Genomic DNA, 16,685 nt, shown 5'->3' with positions numbered 1-16,685 from the left:
ATGATTATTTGCGGTGTTGAACTGACCGGCAGCGATGCGGTGGTCTGCCTGCTGAACCTGGACCGGGGGCAGTTCAGCCTGCCGGAGTGCAAGGTGCGCAAGCTATCGCTGGGCAAGAACCACTCCCGGGAAGACCTGAAGCAGTTCCAGGCGGCTTTTGCTGGCTTGATGGCCGAATACGGAGTAACCGGCGTTGTCATCAGGGAGCGGATGGCGAAAGGCAAATTTGCCGGGGGCGCCATCAGCTTCAAGCTGGAGGCCGCCATCCAGTTGATCGCCAGCCCCGAACTGGAGGTCAGGTTGCTCCCGACCGCGCTGATCAAGTCCACACTGGCCGCCAACCCGTTGCCGATCCCGTTCGTCGACACCGGGCTGAAAGCGTTTCAGGAAACCGCCTTTACCGCCGCCTATGTGGGGCATATGGTGAGATAGGTGATTCCGCTATATCGGCCAGACAGAAGAGGGCAACTCCTCAATTTACGTTAGACTCCACATCACACACCAACGGCGCAATGGATCGACTATGAGCGACAACCCGTTAACCCAGATACTCGAGATGGATGGCGAGGAGCGATACGACTATTTTCTGGACCAGGTGGCCGAGGAGCGGGAGATCTGGATTCTGGTCAATGCCGATAACCACTTCCTGAAGATCGTCTCCGACGAGGACGGTGTGGCGTATCTGCCGGTCTGGCCAGGTACTGAGTTTGCCAGCGAGTACGCGAAGGGGGCGGGGGACCTGTCTCCGAAAGCGATTTCTCTGCCGGACTTCTTCCGGAAGTGGGTGCCGGGAATGACCAAAGACGGACTGGAGATTGGTGTTTTCCCGGGCGTGGACAGTGAACTCTGGATCACCGGGCCGGAAGAACTGAAAAACGACCTGCAGGAGGTTCTAAGCGACACTTTCTGATGGTTGCCGGGTACCTGTCGGCCTCGGGCGAGACCACAAGGTGTTCATATGTGCCATGGATGTGGATAATAGCGGTCACACTAAACTGGTTCGGGACGTAGCATCGTCCCCCTGGAAACAAAGTTCGATAAATGGATTTTCTAAAAGCTGTTCTCGTAACTGGATTACTCGCCAATAGCGTCCTGCTGACAGCGTGCGATTCCTCGGCCAGTGCGGATGATTCCTCGCTCAGGTCTGGTAACGCAAAGGCGGAGACGCGCAACCGTGCCGAGCTGGAAGGGCAATTCGAGTACAAACTCCGGACCGAGGAAACCTCCATGCAGGATGATCGGTTTCCGTTTGGTTTCTGGGAAATAACCCGGGTTTATCCTGAAGTGCTGTCCACCAGCCACCCCTCGGCGGCCGACGCTGCCAATGAGCGGATATCGGAACTGGTTGGCCAGTTCCGTTGCGATGGCATGGGAGATGTCGCGTTTCATACCCGGGAGATCCACCTCGCCAACGGCGTTCTCAGCATGGCGTACGAGGCCTCGTGGATGTGTGCCTCCATGCCGTCCCCGGAACGTGTGTCGGGGTTCCTGAACCTTGACCTGGCAGACGGGACGGAGATCGATCTGGATGAGCAGTTCCGGGACCGGTACGCTTTCGAGCAATTCCAGGAGGCCGCAATCCGCGAGTTGCTTCAGGAACGTGAAAACCAGGCGGCCAGCCAGGGGGTAACCTGCCCCGACATACAGTCGGTCAATGGGTTCCACACCGATGGGACGGAGCTTTGGGTGGCGTCCCTGCCAGGGGAACCCGGACCCGCACCCTGTAACGTCAAGGTCGGCTTTTCGCTGCCAACACTGAAGGATCGGCTCAAGCCCGACAACCTGTTACTTACCCCCCGGGTCAGGCGCGCCCAGGCCAACTGACCGGCCTGACTGCGACGTGATCCGTTGCGATGCGCGGCCCTGGCGACCAGGGCCGCTTCCACCGCAATCCGTCATACCATCCGATCTCCACTCTCTCATTCCACCAACCGGGTACTGGCAAACCGGTTCAACACGTGGTGCATGACATACACCGCCATCAGAGACACCAGGACCGCCACGGCCAGTGAACTGAAGCGGTAGAGGTCGCTGTAGACCAGGTCGGTCTGGGGTGTCAGGTACTGGCCGAAGAGGATGGCCATGGTGGTCAGTGCCGCGAAACCCGCGCCGGAGATTCCGCCTTCCAGCATGTGGTAACGGGCGAAGACCATCAGGCTCAGCCACAGGCCGAAGGTGATGAAGGGCAGCACGTCAAAATGGTTGAGCAGCAATAGCTGGAGCACCAGTCCCGCGTTGCAGCCCACGAAGGTGCCGATGGCCCGGTTCCAGCCCGCCGGGCCGGCGCCTTTCCAGTTGAGGGGAAACAGCACCAGTATGGTGGCCACCTGGGCGGACAGGGATCCCCGCAGGTCCAGTACCTGGAAGGCGATGAATGACAGCGTTGCCACCGTGGTGGCCAGGATCACCTCGTGGCGCTGGTTGCTGGCGGGTTTGGGCGGTACCTGTCGCGGTGGCCGGGGTTCCACCTCGGGAAACAGCCAGTGCATCAGCACCACAATGGCCAGGCTGACGAGCACCGCCTCCAGGAAGGTGGTCACCATGCCCAGCACGTCGGCGCTGGGGTAACTGGCGAAGTGCAGCAACATCGACAGGTTGACGATGCTGGTGGCACCAAACAGGAAATTGGGGCCACGGGCCATGGCCCGGAACAGCAGCGCAAACAACCCGGCCACGATCAGCGTGAGGGGCACGGGCTTGTCGCCAAACAGACCCTGTACCACCAGCACCATGACGGTCACCAGGGCCGCGCCGGCCAGGAATTGCCTCAGCACGTGGGGATTCAGGACCGGGACCATGCCCAGGAGCAGCATGGGGGTTACAGTATAGAATGCGCCGTAGTTGGTGCCGGCGATCTTGCAGAACAGGAATCCCAGGATACCGCCAAAGGCGATCCGCAGGCACTGGCGCAGGTCGTTGGTGTTCATCGACGGCTTGCTGACCAGCAGTATCGGCTTGAAGCGGGCCATGGTGACCTCAGTAGATGTAGTGGATCAGGCCGATGGCCTTGATCTGCAGTTCCCCGAGCCAGGCAGCCGGTCCGGAGGCCGGTAACAGCTGTACCGTGGCGCGGGCACCGGAGGGCAGGCGTTGCAGCAGATCCCGGTGCTCCGGCAGATCCAGGTGCAGGCGCTCGCGCTGGGCATCCCGTACCCAGCGGTCAGTGCTGGTGGGGGCCGCCAGGGTCCCGTCGGCCAGTAGTTGGCCCTGTCGTGTGCCGGCATCGATGGTGGCGACGCTGGCATGGAACACCTCCCCGGGAATGGCGTCGAACACGATGGCAGCCTGGTCGCCGGGGCGTACATAGGCCAGGGATTTCTCCCGGAAATCCGCCACCACATCCGCCCGGTCACCCACCAGCGCCGCCAGGGAAGTGCCGGCCCGGGCGTAGGTGCCTGTCTGCACCTGCAGGTTGGAGAGCGTGCCATCCTGTTCGGCCCGGATCTCGGTGTAGGCCAGGTCCAGTTGTGCCTGGGACAGGTCATTGCGGGCCTGTCGCAGGCGCAGGTTCTGTTCATCCGTCAGGCCCCGCTGCACCGACAGTTGATGCACCCTGGCCTGCGCCGCCCGCACGTTGGCCTGTGCGGCCTCGTGTTCGGCGGCCACCTGGTCCGCCTGTTGGTGGGATACACCACCATTCGCCTTCAGCCGTTGCATGCGGGCATCATCCCGGGCCAGTTGCGCCTCCTTTGCCTTCGCGGCTGCCAGGGCGGCGTCGGCGTTCGCCAGGCCGGCATCATACTGGTCGTTCTGGACACTGGCCGCTTCCAGGGCCAGTTCGGCTTTCTCGATGGCTAGCCGGAACGGGCGCTGGTCCAGGGTAAACAGCAGGTCGCCGGCTTCCACATGCTGGTTGTTGCGCACGTGTACCTCGGCCACCTGGCCACTGACCTGCGGCGCCACCTGCACCACGCTGTGCATCACCCGCCCCTGGGGTGTCAGCGGCATCCACAGGTCGGCCACCAGGAAATAGACAAACACCATCACGAAAGCGATCAGCGACAGCCGCACCCAGCGGGCAAAGGCCTGATCCGGAGTCATTGGCAGTCCTCCCTGTGGGTGTCCAGGTACTGGTGGAGGTTGGTCTCCATGGCACAGATGGTCCGGGCGAGCTGGTCCAGTTGCTGGTCGTCCAGGTTGCCGTAGATGGCGGTTCTCACTTCCTGGATACGCTGTTCCAGGTCGGCCATGAGGTGGCGGCCCTGCGCGGTGAACCAGAGGGTATGGGCACGGCGATCGTTGGGGGCGGCGCGGCGCTCGATCAGCTTCTGCTGTTCAAGCTGGTTGAGGGTGCGGGTGAGGGACGGCATCTCGATGGCCAGGGCATGGGCCAGGGCCTGCTGGCTATTGCCTTCACCCAGGTGGTCCAGGTGCACCAGTACCGCCCAGCGGCTTTCGGTCAGCTCCAGCGGGGATACCGCATGGGTAATGGCCTGGCGCCACAACCGGTGGACGCGCCCCAGGGCCCCACCGACAGATGGCTTGAGTTTGTGGTGGGCGGTTTGTGTGGCGGTATCGGACGGCAGGGCGCCCGTATGTGTATGAATGGGCATGATCGGGATCTCGTGGCTCCGGTGGCGTCGGGAGGTGCAGCGGAGCGGATTGTTTGATTAGCGTGCTAACAATAATATCGGCAGGAATTTAATTTAGCAAGCTAACATATATAGTGGATAGGGCGTACGAGAGGCATCGGGGTGGTGTTGGATTAGTGGGGAGGGACGCCCGTATCGATGGGCCTTCCTTGGCCTGGCGCGGTTCGGCCTTCAGAACAGCCCTATCTGGGGCGCTTCCTGACTCAAGTCGGGAAAGTCCGCCGCAGGCACCCGTTGCCCCAGGAGTTCGTTCCATAACCTGGCCAGTGCCAGGGCGTCGCCGCTGTCAGGCATGTGCATGAAGATATACGGCTGCTTGCCTTCCGCGATCCAATCAGCGAACCGGTCAACCCAGGGTTGGAGGAAGGGGCGGTTGGCCTGCAGGTCCGGGTGACCGATATAGCGGATCACCGGCGGTGCGTCGCCGGGCAGCAGGTGGAGGGGCAACCTCGGTTTTTTGCGCTGGGCATCGCGGGTTGCTTCGTCCGTAGCCGGGGTTGCGAACAGGGCGCGGGTGTCGAAGCAGACACGGGCCAGTGTCCGTTCCCGCAGCCCCCGGTTCAGGTCCCGCTCCGCATGGCCTTTGTCGAAGAAAGCCGGGTGTCGCACCTCCACGGCACAGGTGAGCGGCGATGGCAGGGTATCGATGAAATGCCAGAGGTTATTCAGGTGCTCCGGCCCAAACGCTGGAGGAAGCTGGAGCAGCAAGGGCCCCAGCACGTCCTGGAGCGGGTCCAGCAGGGTCAGGAACGCCCGCAGCGGCTGGTCGACCCCGGCAAGCATCTGGTCGTGGGTGATCTGGCGGGGGAGCTTGAACAGGAACCGGAAAGGGTCCGGCACCTGGGATCGCCACCGTTCACACTGTTCGGGTGAGGGGGTGGCGTAGAAGGTGGTGTTGCCCTCCACGCTGTTGAACACCTGGCTGTAACGGGCGAGAGGGCTCTGTCCTGGCGGCAGGAGCCGGTTCCAGTCCGGGTGCTGCCACTGCGGACAGCCAAGGAAGTAGGGATGGGGCATGGGGTGGTTGCGTTGCGTCTGTTGGTTGGTCACTCAGTGCCGGTCCGGGATGCCTGAGCAGGCTAGCAACTGCTGCTCCCAGTCCGGATCAACCTTCGGGGCGATAATCTCGATCCGGCTCTCCAGGGTATCATCCAGGGGCATTTCTGTGAGGCTGTCACTGGTCAGGTTATACCCGAACACGCCGTTGTCGGTGATGAAGACCGCTTTCATGCGTTCGGCGTCCAGCCCACTCAGGAAGGCGAACAGTTTCTGGTGATCGAAGAGTCGGTTGGCGTCAAAGCGCCAGCCGACGCTTTCATAGCCTTCGCCTTCATTGGTTGCCCTGAGGAAGCCGCCGTCGGGAATGGGGCCGGCTCCGACCGGTGTTCCCGGGGGGGCGGACGAATGGTGATGGTGGTGATGGCCGTCTGCCAGGGCCGCAGTGGGTCCTTCCAGCCATGCCGGCTCCAACGCTCCCTGCTCGGTGAACGTGACTGTTGCTCCGGGCGCGCCATGGTCCTGCACGTAGGCTTTCAGCCGTGGTTTGTCCTCCGCCGAATACAGGTCCTGCTTGTTGCCCACCACTACATCGGCCATGGCAATCTGCTGGTTGAAGGTGGCGTGTCCGGTATACCGGGCATCCGTGAGCTTGCGGGCGTCCACCAGGGTCACGGTTTTGCCGATCGAGAGCACGTCCCGGTAATGCTCGGCGGAAAGGCTCTGTAACACTTCGAAGGGGTGCCCAAGGCCGGTTGGTTCGATCAGCAGGCGATCGGGTCTGGCCTTTGCCAGTAGCTGGTTCAGGGCGATCTGCATGGGCAGGCCTGCGGTGCAGCACATGCAGCCCCCGGGTACCTCCCGCACAAAGACGCCGGTTGCCTCGGCGTGCCTGCCCTGGAGCAGGCTGCCATCCACACCGATCTCCCCGAATTCGTTCACCAGGATTGCCCACCGCTCGTTGTCGGGCTTGTGCCTGAGCAGGTTCAGGATGGCGGAGGTTTTCCCCACACCGAGGAAACCGGTGATGATGTTGGTGGGAACCGCCGTGATGCGGGGGGTATGCATGAGGGGGCATTCCAGATCAGTGGCTGATGAAGGTGTTATGTTATAACAATCTCGCGCCAATGAAAATCCAGGCGATACCTGTGGCAGGTAGTTGGGTCTCTGGCAATCCATGTCACATTCCTGTTGGCTGCCTCGTCTTCCCTGGTAGAAACACATCCATCCGAAAATGAGGAGCACCACCATGGAAAAACGACTGAACCCCTACCAGGTCGCCCCCGATGCCATTGCCGCCATGGTCAAGCTGGAAGACTATGTCCGTGACTGCGGGCTGGAATACAGCCTGGTTGAACTGGTGAAGACCCGGGCATCGCAGATCAATGGCTGTGCCTATTGCCTGAATATGCACACCAGCGATGCCCGCGCGGCGGGAGAAAGCGAAGCCCGGTTGTACCTGCTGTCCGCCTGGCGGGAGTCCACGCTCTACACCCCCCGGGAACGGGCCGCCCTGGGCTGGACGGAGGCCCTGACACGATTGCCGGACACCGGCGCACCCACGCTGGATTACGAGCAGGGGCTGGCGCATTTCACGGAACAGGAGTTCGTCAACCTGACACTGCTGATCGGCGCCATCAACGTGTGGAACCGGATCAGTGTGGGTTTTCGAGCGGTGCATCCTAACGAGGCCAGGCATGCGCGCTGATCGTCGTCGCCCCGGAGTTCGAGCTATGTCGTCCCAAGCCACCAGGTTTTTCCAGACAGGAGTGATAGCCATGAGCATGATAGTGGGTGCCGCAGAGGCGGGCGGGGTGGAAACCGCCATTGTGAATCCGGCAGACCTGTACGATCCTGCCCCTAATGGCTACAGCCACGCCGTTGTTGCCACGGGCGGCAGTCGGGTTGCGCACGTTGCCGGGCAGGGTGGTGAGACCGCCAATGGCACATTGCCGGAAGCGTTCGAGGACCAGGTGGCCCAGGCCTACAGCAACCTTCGGACGGTGCTGGCGGAGCTGGATGCCAGCCCGCAACAGGTGACCCGGATCAACACCTATGTGGTGAACTATGATCCTTCCATGCTTGAGGTCATGACCCGCCAGGTGAAGCAGACCTTCGGCGACTCGCTGCCGGCCCAGACCCTGGTGCCGGTACCACGGCTGGCACTGGATGGCATGCTGTTCGAGGTGGACGCGACGGTTGTCCTGGAGTAGTCCGGGCGGGAAGCTCTTGACGATGAACGACGAATCAACACAACAGTTTGAACAGTGGCGACGCTACCTGACCGGCGTCGCCTACCGCATGCTGGGCTCGGTGACCGAGGCGGAGGACGTGGTGCAGGACGCCTACCTGCGCTGGCACGGTACCGATCATGGGGAGGTGGAGGATACGCGGGCCTACCTGACCACGGTCACCAGCCGTCTGTGCCTGGACCGACTCCGGTCGGCCCGGCACCAGCGGGAAACCTATATTGGTCCCTGGCTGCCGGAGCCGCTGGTGGAAAGCCCGGACACGCCGATGGAGCTGGAGGCCCTGGCCAGCGATGTGTCCTATGCCCTGATGCTGGCGCTGGAGCGGCTTTCACCGCTGGAGCGCGTGGCCTTCCTGTTGCACGATGTTTTCGGGCTGGATTTCGGCCAGGTGGCTGCCAGTCTGGACCGTAGCGAGGCAACCTGCCGTCAGCTTGCGAGCCGTGCCCGCAAACGGGTTGAGGCCGGGCGCCCGCGCTATCGGGTTACCCCGGACGAGCATGGGGAAGTGGCGGACCGCTTTTTCACGGCGGCACGCACCGGTGATGTAGCCGCCCTGCAAAGGCTACTGAGTGAGAATGTCACCCTGCAGTCGGATGGCGGCGGCAAACGCATCGCTGCCTTGCGACTGTTGCAGGGCGTCGACAGGATCTGTCGCCTCTTCTCGGCTGTGGCCCGCAGGGCGGAATCAGTCGACCCGCCATGGGTCAAACGGGTTAACGTGAACGGCTTGCCTGGCTGGTTGACCATTGAGGAGGATGGCCTTCCCCAGGTCACAACGGTGGAGATTGATGATGGTCGTATCCAGGCCGTGTACATCATCCGCAACCCGGACAAACTACGCCATCTGGTCGACCACCTGCCTTCGGATGGGGCGGTTCACTGACCTCCGTTGACAAGCTTTGAGCGCTACGGATCTTTCTGCTTGATTTCCCGTGGGGCGCCCCTATGTCGTTCGGAGGTACCTCAAAGAAGGCAGATCAATGACCACCGATTCCCAACACGTCGTATGTCCCCATTGTCATAAGGTGAACCGGGTGCCGCGGGAGAAGTTGGCGGCCGGGGGCAACTGTGGCGCCTGCAAACAGCCGCTGTGGCCGGGGAGCATCCTGGAACTGACTGACCGGAATTTCGCCGTGCATACCGGCCGCAGTGACCTGCCGGTACTGGTGGACTTCTGGGCCAGTTGGTGTGGGCCCTGCAAGATGATGGCGCCGCAGTTCGAGCAGGCGGCCAGCCGCTGGCAGGGGAAAGTCCGCTTCGCCAAGCTGGACACCGAGCGGTCCCCCGGGCCTGCCAGCACATTCGGCATCCGCTCGATTCCCACGGTCATTCTTTTCCATCATGGCCGGGAAGTGGCCCGCCAGAGCGGCGCCATGAACCAGGGGCAGATCAATCAGTGGCTGCAATCGCTTCTCCCGGTATCCGGTACCTGAGACTGGAGTTACAACTGGTTAAACCGCCTTGAAATCGGGTGTGGCAACACTAGGTTGAGGGATAGGGGTAAGAGTCAATACACGGGCCCGGCAGTCGGATCTGATGTGCAATGCCAGGTTGGCGTTGAAGTTACCCGATCTGGCCAATCTGTTGGTCCCGCTTTCTGAAAAGGAGGCACTTATGAAGACCATCAGCCGCGATGACCTGAAGATCATGAACGAAACCGATCACGAGGATTTCGTCCTGATTAACGTGCTGCCCCGGGATGCCTTTAACCGGGAGCATATCCGCACCTCCATCAATATTCCGGTGGAGGAACCCTCATTCCTTGAACAGGTGGAAGCCGTCGCCGGTGGCAAAGACCGCAAGATCGTGGTCTATTGCGCCAGCTTTGACTGCGATGCCTCGCCGAAAGCCGCGAAAAAGCTGGAAGACGAAGGCTTCACCAATGTGTATGACTATGAAGGCGGCACCAAGGACTGGTTTGAACAGAAGCATGCGGCCTGAGTGCCGTGCTGTTGATGGATCAGTCTGTTGACGGCTGAATAAGCGGCTATCCCTGAGGGGAGGCCGCTTTTTTTCGTTGGTGGTCCGGCCCTGTCCCATCCCGGTCCAGGGTATTTTTTATTCCGGTTTACTTCATCTCAGGCAATCCGCCGCCGCTCGGCCCCGGCCCGCTGTTTCAGGCGGTTGATACAGTCCCGGAAGGTGCGGCTGACCAGGGTCTGGTCCTCGATCATGGCCATCATGGGCCAGGTGGCGTGCTCGCCGGTGCGGATGTACATGGTCAGATCGCTGGCGCTGGGGTTGGCGAGCACTTTTCGGTACAGCGTCGGCTTGAAGGGAAACTGCACGTTGATGTCTCCCAGGTAGGACTGGGTGGCCATGGAGTGGGCCTGTTCGAGCAGGGGGCGGATCACGGAGGACGACCAGGTGTTGCGGGTCAGCTCCAGCAGGGTTGAGACATGGGCATGGACCAGGGACGAGGCAGCCTGCCTGAACGACGCCCCGAGCCCCCGCTCGAAGTGATGGCTGATAAAGGGCAGTACGTGGGGGTTGGCCTGGCTCACGATGGTCCGGTTGATATTGTGCAGGCGGGCCATCCGCAGGTGGGGCAGGTCACCGTGGACGCTGCCGTCGATCCACTTTTCCGTGGGCATGTAGGGGATCTCGTCCCCCTCGTCGCCGGACAGGTCCCGTGCCTGCAGGGTGACCGACGGATAGATGCCCGGCACGGCGCAGGATGCCAGTACCGCAGAATCGATGGTGACATCCGGCGACGTCAATTCGTTCAGCAGGCGGGGTTTCTGTCGGGTGCGGGTGGGGGACACGGAGATGTTCATGGCCCGGCCGCTGTGCTCGAAGGCCTCGCGAAAGCTCAGGGTGCCGATATTGGTGCGGATATGGTCATGTAGCTGGGACTGGTCCATGGCGTGGCCCCGGCGCCAGATGTCGCCGGGTTTCAGCCAGCGCAGGGCCTGGCGGTGGACCTGCTCGGGGTTGTCGAACAGGGCGTCCAGTTCCCGGTCGTCGCGGCAGCACACGGCGGCGGCCACAATCGAGCCCATGCTGGAGCCGGCGATCACGTCCGGCAGCAGGTTCCGATGCCACAGCGCCCGGGTGACACCGAAGTGGTAGATGCCAAAGGCAGCGCCGCCGCTGAGCATGAGTGCCGGGCGCCCGAACACTTTCTCCGCCCGCCGGAACAGGGCCAGTTTCTGCTCCACGGGCAGATCCGGCTGCGGTTTGTCGCAGATGTAGTTCATGCCCCGCCGGACCTCGTCCAGGAACTCGCTCACGATCCGCTTGGTGCCGGTGCGGGCCACGGCGTAGAGATCCGGGTTGGACAACTCACCCAGGTGCCGATAGAGGCTCTCCTGGAGCACCCGGGTCAGGGCGGCGGGCTGGCCCTGCCGCCGGTACCGGTGCATCAGGCGGATATGTTCCCGGATCAGCGGTTCGTGCAGCATGTCCGTGTGGCCGTCCTCGCGCCACTGGAGGTTGCCGTCCAGGTCGTCCAGCTTCCAGGCAATGTCATACCACTGCTCGAACGATGTCGCTTCGGAGAGTTGGCGGTTGAGCTGTTTACGAAGTCTGGCGTTGGTATCCATGGCCAATACCATAGCTCAAATGGACACCCGTTTCTCCCGCGTTTCCTCGATCATGTCCGCATACCAGAGCCCGGAATCATAGGCCATGGTCACCAGTATCCGGTTCCTGTACCTGGCCTGGTTGAGAAGTTGCCTGGCCACCGCAAAGCAGGCGGCGGAGGTGTTGCCGATATGGATGCCGTTGTGCATGTAGAAGTGGCGTTGGGCATCCAGGGTTTCCTTCAGGTCCACCCCGTAGACATCGTGCACCAGGGACCAGTCCAGGAAGGGAGGTGCCACGCCCACGGCCATGCCTTCCAGCCGGTGATCCCTGAAGACACCCTTGCGAATGTCGCACTCGGCGGGCTCAACGAGGACTGCCTCCACATCGAACCCGTGATCGATCAACGCCTGGGTGATGCCGGTAAAGCTCGCGCCGGTGCCGGCGCAGCCAACGAACAGCAGGCGTTTGCCCACACCCTGGTCAAGCAACTGGGTGGCAAGCTCGGGGCCGGTCCCCATACGGTGGGCTTCCACGCCATCCAGGTTGTTGAACTGGTCGGTGTAATAGTAGTGCCTGCCCAGTTCCTGCTGGTGGTGAAGGTAGTGCTCCACGACCTCGCGGGGCGTTGCCCCCTCCCGCAGCATGTCCTTGCCGATAAGCCGGGCGCCAAAGCACTCCAGCAGTTTTCTCTTCAGCGGGCTGAATGACAGGCCAACCGCCAGGTCAACCTCGACGTCATACTGGTAACAGGCGGCCAGCAGGCCGAAGCCGAAGTTGCCGCCGGTCTTTTCGATCACCGTGGTCCGGCCCGGGATGATGTCGCCCCGTTCGATGGCCCGGCGCACAATGTGGCGGGCGGCCCGGAATTTGTGGCTGCCCCCCAGGTTGTTGAGTTCGAGTTTGGCGAAGAGGCGGTCGTTGTACCTTGCAAGTTCCGTCATTAGCGCGATACCTCGGTCACCATTTGATTGCGGTTGCCCAGGGAAAGGAGGGATACCGATACCACCAGTGCCAGGAGGCACAGGGCCATGCTGAGGGTATTGGTGCCGGTCCAGCCGATGCTGTACTGGAGCAGCGATGGCAGGAAGGCGCCGATGGTGGCCATCACTGAAATACAGACATCGTTGATGCCCTGTATCTTCACAGCGTCCGGATGGGAACCGGTGAGTGTGGTCAGCAGGGCGCCACCGCCCACATAGGTGAAATTCCAGCCCAGGCCAAGCAGGATCAGCCCGGTCACGGTCATGGGGTAGCCCTGGCTCAGCAGGTTGGCGCCACTGCTGAGCACCAGCAGGAGCAGCCCCAGGTAAAGCACGGCATGGTTCCCCATCAGACGGATCAGCTTTCCGGTAAAGAAGGAGGGGGCGAACATGGCCACCACATGCCACTGGATGGCCTGGCCGACGTCGCTGAAGTCGTTGCAGATGGTCTTCATATGCAGCGATGCCTGGACCATCAGCAGGTTCATGATGCCGTAGCCCAGGGCAGACAGTGCGATGGCCAGGACGATCTGCCGCTGGCCCAGGAGACCGGCCAGCGAGGAGGCGGAGATCCGGCCGTTGGCCCCGCGCTGCGCATCCCCGGCGGTCCCGGGATCGCTGGGAATCATCAGCACAATGCCCATGGAAATCAGCGCCAGGACCACGAAGAAAGCGTAGCTGATGGCAAAGTCCTGATAGCCCACCACGGACCGCAGGTTGTCGGACAGCATCGGGCCTATGAAGGCGGCCAGCACGCCCCCCGCCACCACCAGGGAGATGGCCCGGGGCTTGAGGGAGGCCGGAATGCCATCGGCGGCGGCAAAGCGGTAGAAGTTGGCGAAGGCGATAAAGGCCCCCAGCGCACTGTGGGCGGCCACCAGCAGGTAAAAGGCGTCCTTCTGGATGCTCAGGAAGCCGAGTACCCCCGCGACGGCCAGGCAAAGATTGCCCACCATGAACCCGGCCTTGCGACCGAACTGGCTCATGAACCAGGACGCCGGATAGGTCACCAGCATCACGAACAGGAACTGGAAGCCGTAGGGTATGGTGGCCATGGCCGGGTCGTCGGTGAGCAGCGACCCCACCACCGCCGCCATGGCCACCGACATGACCGCCGTGGTCAGGTTGATGGACTGGGCGGCGAAGAACAGGTAGGTTTTTACCGGAAGTCGTTCTGTCATGCGGTGATCATTCCCTGGTGATACCTCCAGACATCCGGGCAGGCTTCCGGAAACTCACAGATCAGCCGTTCCTTGCCTTTGCCCACGTTCTTGCGACGGACCCTCAGGGAACCGATGGCGCCGGGGCGTTCCAGGTGGGTACCACCGCAGGGGATTTCCAGGCCGCCGTATCGCCAGTAACGGGCATCGGGACACTCCGGAAGACTCCCCAGTTCGATGGGCAGGTTCTGTTCGATCAGCGAGTTGGCCACCGATTCGATCTTCTGGAGGCTGTCACCGTCGAATTTCTCATCCGAGAGAAAATCGAATCGCGCCGAGTCTTCCTTGATGTGGCAGCCGATGGTCCGCTCCTCCAGCTCGTAGTCATGGTTCATGGTGGCGGCATAGAGGAAATGGCTCGCCGAGTGGGACAGGGTCAGCCTGGCGCGGCGCAGGGCATTGATGCGGACGGTGACGGGCATGCCCACCTGCAGCTTGGCCAGCAGGGGCAGGTCGTCGGTATTGATCAGGTGCAGGATCACCCCGCCGGTCTTGACGCCCTTGAAGCCTTCAATATGGCAGGGCGTGCCATACATCCGCTTGACCTGTTCAAACCGCAGCATACCGACCGGGGTATGGATGATGCCGTGGTCCGCCTCCTGTCCGCCGCCTTCGGGAAAGGCCACCGTCCGGTCCAGTTCGACGGCCTCGGTGTACAGCCGGCTGATGTTGGCCTGGCATTCCGTGAGGTACTGGTCTTTGTAGTAAAGCTTCTGTGTTGTTCTCATGATTTGTTCCTTACTTCATGACGGTGATGTTCTGTTCGCGCCGCAACGTGACCCGGTGACCCGGGGGCACATCCCGTGACACCAGGCAGCCGGTGCCGATGAAGGCGTCATCACCAATCTCGATAGGACCCAGCAGGGTGGCGTTCATGCCTACCTGGACCCGATCCCCCAGTTGCGGATGCCTGGGGGTGGGGAGGTTGTCGGCAATCTCGCGGCTGCCCAGGGTGACACCGCCGAGGATGTAGCAGTCGTTGCCGATCCGGGTGGTTTCGCCGATCACGGTGCCGTAGCCGTGGTCCAGCACGAAGCGCTGGCCGATGGAGCACTTGTAGTGGATCTCGGCCCCGGACAGCAGCTTGCCCCGCCGCGACAGCAGGGCGGCCAGCATGGTTTTCTCGGGTTCCTGCAGGTTCCTGTGGATCCAGTTGGCGATGCGGTAGTGCAGGACCGCCGTGAAGGACGTGGAGGCCCTGGCCAGGACCTCGATCTCACTGCCCGCCGAGGGATCCTTGGTGGAAAACGTGATCAGATCATGGGTACACGTGGAGGTCAGATCATGGATGATCTCCGCGTACTTCAGTGAGTGGTACAGCCTGCTTGAGCAGCACTCCATCAGTGCCGCCATGATCAGCCGTTCGACAACGCTAACTGCCTGTTCCCATTTCAGTTCGACTCCCTCCGGGTTCCGGTTGGTAAATCCAGGGTGACTGGAATAACTGAGTTGTTCAGGGCTCGCCATGCATCATCTTCCTTTGATTGTTGTTCTGACTTCGGGCTTATAGCGTGACAGCTTTATCGTCCTTTCAGGCGCACAGTGGTCTAAATCTTCCGCCAACTGTTAGGATAAATCCGCGAACAGTTAACGTCGGGGGGCGACAGTCCAGGCGATGCGCTGTTGCGCGTACTCCTGGCATGGAAGAGGCAGTGACATGGATACTCAGGCGCTCTATGACAAGTTCAGAACGCGGTTGGATAACGGCGACTGGAAGCTGGGGCAGCGCATACCGTCCATTCGCCAGGTCGTGACGTCGGAGGGGGCCAGTCACCACACCGTGGTCAAGCTCTACGAACGGCTGGTGGCCGAAGGGTACATCGAGGCCCAGCAGGGGCGCGGCTACTTCGTTACCCGCTCCGGCAGTGACGGCTCGGCGGTGATGATGCCGTTCTCCTCATCCATGGAGATGCCCAGCGATCCACTGTTCCGCCTGCTGCAGGGGCATCCCGATGCGGTCAAGCTGGGCTGCGGCTGGCTGCCCACCAAGTGGCGGGACACCGATATCCTGACCCGCTCCATCCGCCGTACCGCCCGCCTGGAACGCCGTTCGCTGGTGGAATACGGCGATATCCAGGGCTATCGCCCCCTGCGACTGCAGCTGTGCCAGCACCTGAACAACAAGATCCGGCTCCATGTATCGCCGATGCAGATACTGACCACCCTGGGGGCAACCCAGGCGCTGGACCTGGTGACCCGCCTGCTGATCAAGCCGGGGGATGTGGTGCTGGTGGACGAGCCCGGTAACGGCAACCTGATCAAACTGATCAGCATGGCGGGGGGCAGGGTCATTGGCGTACCCCGGGGCCTGGATGGGCCGGATGTCGCCGAGCTTGGCAGGCTGGCGGAGCAGCACCGGATCAAGGCTTTCTATTGCAACAGCACCTTCCATAATCCGACCGGCGGCTGTGTCAGTGCCCGGGTGGCATTCGATGTGCTGCGGCTGGCCATCGAGCATGATTTCATGATCGTTGAGGACGATGTCTACGGCGACTTCGCCTCCGGCCCCCACCAGAGCTTTGCGGAGCTGGACGGACTGGAGCGGGTGATCTATATCGGCAGCTTCTCCAAGTCCCTGTCGGCCTCCCTGCGTATTGGCTACCTGGCCTGCAACCTGAATCTCATTGCGGGGCTGCTGGAGCTGAAACTGCTCACCTCCGTGGCGGTGCCCGGTTTCTGCGAACGGTTCGTCAATACCATCATGACGGACGGCTCCTACCTCAAGCACATGCAGTCCATCCAGCGTAAGCTCATGGTGCAGCAGGAAGTGACGCAGCAGGCGCTCCGGGAACTTGGCTGGCGCTTTGAAATAGAGCCGGTGGGCGGCATGTTCCTGTGGGTGCGCCACCCGTCGATGGACGACCTGAACCCCTTTATACAGCGACTGGCGGACCGTAATGTGCTGTTGATGCCGGGCAGCTCGTTCAGTGTGACCCGGGGCTCGGATGAGTGCCTTCGGGTCAACGTGTCCCATTTTTCGCCCGAGCTGGTCCCCCTGTTCCGGGTCTGAATTCCGGGCACCGGGACGCCCGCGTTCATGGCGGTATCCGGTCGCGATGGTGTAGCAGGGGTTGTCCGGAGCGGCTTTGTCCCACATATTGTAGGAATACAGTGTTC

The 16,685-nt window shown here is 62.0% G+C and carries 19 protein-coding genes; 9 read left to right on the top strand and 10 right to left on the bottom strand.

Going from position 1 to position 16,685, the window contains the following annotated elements:
* The 3 genes from RO069_RS06125 (at window position 1) to RO069_RS06115 (ending at window position 1,824) form a co-directional block, all read left to right on the top strand.
* The gene (locus RO069_RS06125; RefSeq protein WP_328185995.1) at window positions 1-432 is read left to right on the top strand and encodes a DUF3010 family protein; all 432 of its coding nucleotides are present in this window, start codon (window positions 1-3) and stop codon (window positions 430-432) included.
* Between the two features lie 91 nt (window positions 433-523).
* A complete protein-coding gene (locus RO069_RS06120; RefSeq protein WP_328185993.1) occupies window positions 524-910 on the top strand; it encodes a DUF2750 domain-containing protein in 387 nt (128 codons plus the stop codon).
* A 317-nt stretch (window positions 911-1,227) separates the two neighbouring features.
* Window positions 1,228-1,824 (top strand): hypothetical protein, encoded by a 597-nt coding sequence (locus RO069_RS06115; RefSeq protein WP_328185991.1) that lies wholly within the window; start codon window positions 1,228-1,230, stop codon window positions 1,822-1,824.
* Window positions 1,825-1,919: 95 nt separating this feature from the next.
* Here the strand turns inward: RO069_RS06115 and RO069_RS06110 are convergent, their stop codons facing one another.
* The 5 genes from RO069_RS06110 to RO069_RS06090 form a co-directional block, all read right to left on the bottom strand.
* Window positions 1,920-2,969, bottom strand: a complete 1,050-nt coding sequence (locus RO069_RS06110; protein ID WP_328185989.1) for a DUF2955 domain-containing protein — start codon at window positions 2,967-2,969, stop codon at window positions 1,920-1,922.
* A 7-nt stretch (window positions 2,970-2,976) separates the two neighbouring features.
* A complete protein-coding gene (locus tag RO069_RS06105) occupies window positions 2,977-4,041 on the bottom strand; it encodes an HlyD family secretion protein (protein ID WP_328185987.1) in 1,065 nt (354 codons plus the stop codon).
* Window positions 4,038-4,553, bottom strand: coding sequence for a MarR family transcriptional regulator (locus tag RO069_RS06100; protein ID WP_328185985.1), 516 nt, complete (start codon window positions 4,551-4,553; stop codon window positions 4,038-4,040). The genes RO069_RS06105 and RO069_RS06100 overlap by 4 nt, the downstream gene beginning before the upstream one ends.
* 210 nt (window positions 4,554-4,763) lie before the next feature.
* The gene (locus tag RO069_RS06095; RefSeq protein WP_328185983.1) at window positions 4,764-5,642 is read right to left on the bottom strand and encodes a DUF72 domain-containing protein; all 879 of its coding nucleotides are present in this window, start codon (window positions 5,640-5,642) and stop codon (window positions 4,764-4,766) included.
* Window positions 5,643-6,656, bottom strand: a complete 1,014-nt coding sequence (locus tag RO069_RS06090; RefSeq protein WP_328185981.1) for a CobW family GTP-binding protein — start codon at window positions 6,654-6,656, stop codon at window positions 5,643-5,645.
* 181 nt (window positions 6,657-6,837) lie between these two features.
* Here RO069_RS06090 and RO069_RS06085 point away from each other — a divergent pair, with 181 nt between their 5' ends.
* The 5 genes from RO069_RS06085 (at window position 6,838) to RO069_RS06065 (ending at window position 9,781) form a co-directional block, all read left to right on the top strand.
* Window positions 6,838-7,296 (top strand): carboxymuconolactone decarboxylase family protein, encoded by a 459-nt coding sequence (locus RO069_RS06085; protein ID WP_328185979.1) that lies wholly within the window; start codon window positions 6,838-6,840, stop codon window positions 7,294-7,296.
* 70 nt (window positions 7,297-7,366) lie between these two features.
* The gene (locus tag RO069_RS06080; RefSeq protein ID WP_328185978.1) at window positions 7,367-7,801 is read left to right on the top strand and encodes a RidA family protein; all 435 of its coding nucleotides are present in this window, start codon (window positions 7,367-7,369) and stop codon (window positions 7,799-7,801) included.
* A 22-nt stretch (window positions 7,802-7,823) separates the two neighbouring features.
* Complete coding sequence (locus tag RO069_RS06075) at window positions 7,824-8,723, top strand: sigma-70 family RNA polymerase sigma factor (RefSeq protein ID WP_328185976.1); 900 nt, start codon at window positions 7,824-7,826, stop codon at window positions 8,721-8,723.
* 97 nt (window positions 8,724-8,820) lie between these two features.
* Window positions 8,821-9,273, top strand: a complete 453-nt coding sequence (gene trxC, locus RO069_RS06070; RefSeq protein ID WP_328185974.1) for a thioredoxin TrxC — start codon at window positions 8,821-8,823, stop codon at window positions 9,271-9,273.
* A 181-nt stretch (window positions 9,274-9,454) separates the two neighbouring features.
* Entirely contained in the window at window positions 9,455-9,781 is a 327-nt protein-coding gene (locus RO069_RS06065) for a rhodanese-like domain-containing protein (RefSeq protein WP_328185973.1), read from the top strand.
* Window positions 9,782-9,918: 137 nt separating this feature from the next.
* Here RO069_RS06065 and RO069_RS06060 read toward each other — a convergent pair whose 3' ends face one another.
* Genes RO069_RS06060 through RO069_RS06040 form a run of 5 tightly spaced genes read right to left on the bottom strand, consistent with a single transcriptional unit; the run spans window position 9,919 to window position 15,035 of the window.
* Complete coding sequence (locus tag RO069_RS06060; RefSeq protein ID WP_328185971.1) at window positions 9,919-11,385, bottom strand: DUF3336 domain-containing protein; 1,467 nt, start codon at window positions 11,383-11,385, stop codon at window positions 9,919-9,921.
* Window positions 11,386-11,400: 15 nt separating this feature from the next.
* A complete protein-coding gene (locus tag RO069_RS06055) occupies window positions 11,401-12,309 on the bottom strand; it encodes a PLP-dependent cysteine synthase family protein (protein WP_328185969.1) in 909 nt (302 codons plus the stop codon).
* Window positions 12,309-13,529, bottom strand: coding sequence for an MFS transporter (locus tag RO069_RS06050; RefSeq protein ID WP_328185967.1), 1,221 nt, complete (start codon window positions 13,527-13,529; stop codon window positions 12,309-12,311). Before RO069_RS06050 ends, RO069_RS06055 begins: the two co-directional genes overlap by 1 nt.
* Window positions 13,526-14,296: an alanyl-tRNA editing protein gene (locus RO069_RS06045; protein WP_328185966.1), complete on the bottom strand. Its 771-nt coding sequence runs from the start codon at window positions 14,294-14,296 to the stop codon at window positions 13,526-13,528. The genes RO069_RS06050 and RO069_RS06045 overlap by 4 nt, the downstream gene beginning before the upstream one ends.
* 10 nt (window positions 14,297-14,306) lie before the next feature.
* Entirely contained in the window at window positions 14,307-15,035 is a 729-nt protein-coding gene (locus tag RO069_RS06040) for a serine O-acetyltransferase (protein ID WP_328185964.1), read from the bottom strand.
* A gap of 190 nt (window positions 15,036-15,225) precedes the next feature.
* Between RO069_RS06040 and RO069_RS06035 the strand changes: the two genes are divergently transcribed.
* Window positions 15,226-16,578, top strand: a complete 1,353-nt coding sequence (locus RO069_RS06035; RefSeq protein WP_328185962.1) for an aminotransferase-like domain-containing protein — start codon at window positions 15,226-15,228, stop codon at window positions 16,576-16,578.
* The last annotated feature ends 107 nt before the right edge of the window (window positions 16,579-16,685 follow it).

The sequence above is a fragment of the Marinobacter sp. OP 3.4 genome, from assembly GCF_036224885.1.
Lineage (GTDB): Bacteria > Pseudomonadota > Gammaproteobacteria > Pseudomonadales > Oleiphilaceae > Marinobacter.
This window is presented reverse-complemented; position numbering and strand designations above follow the sequence as displayed.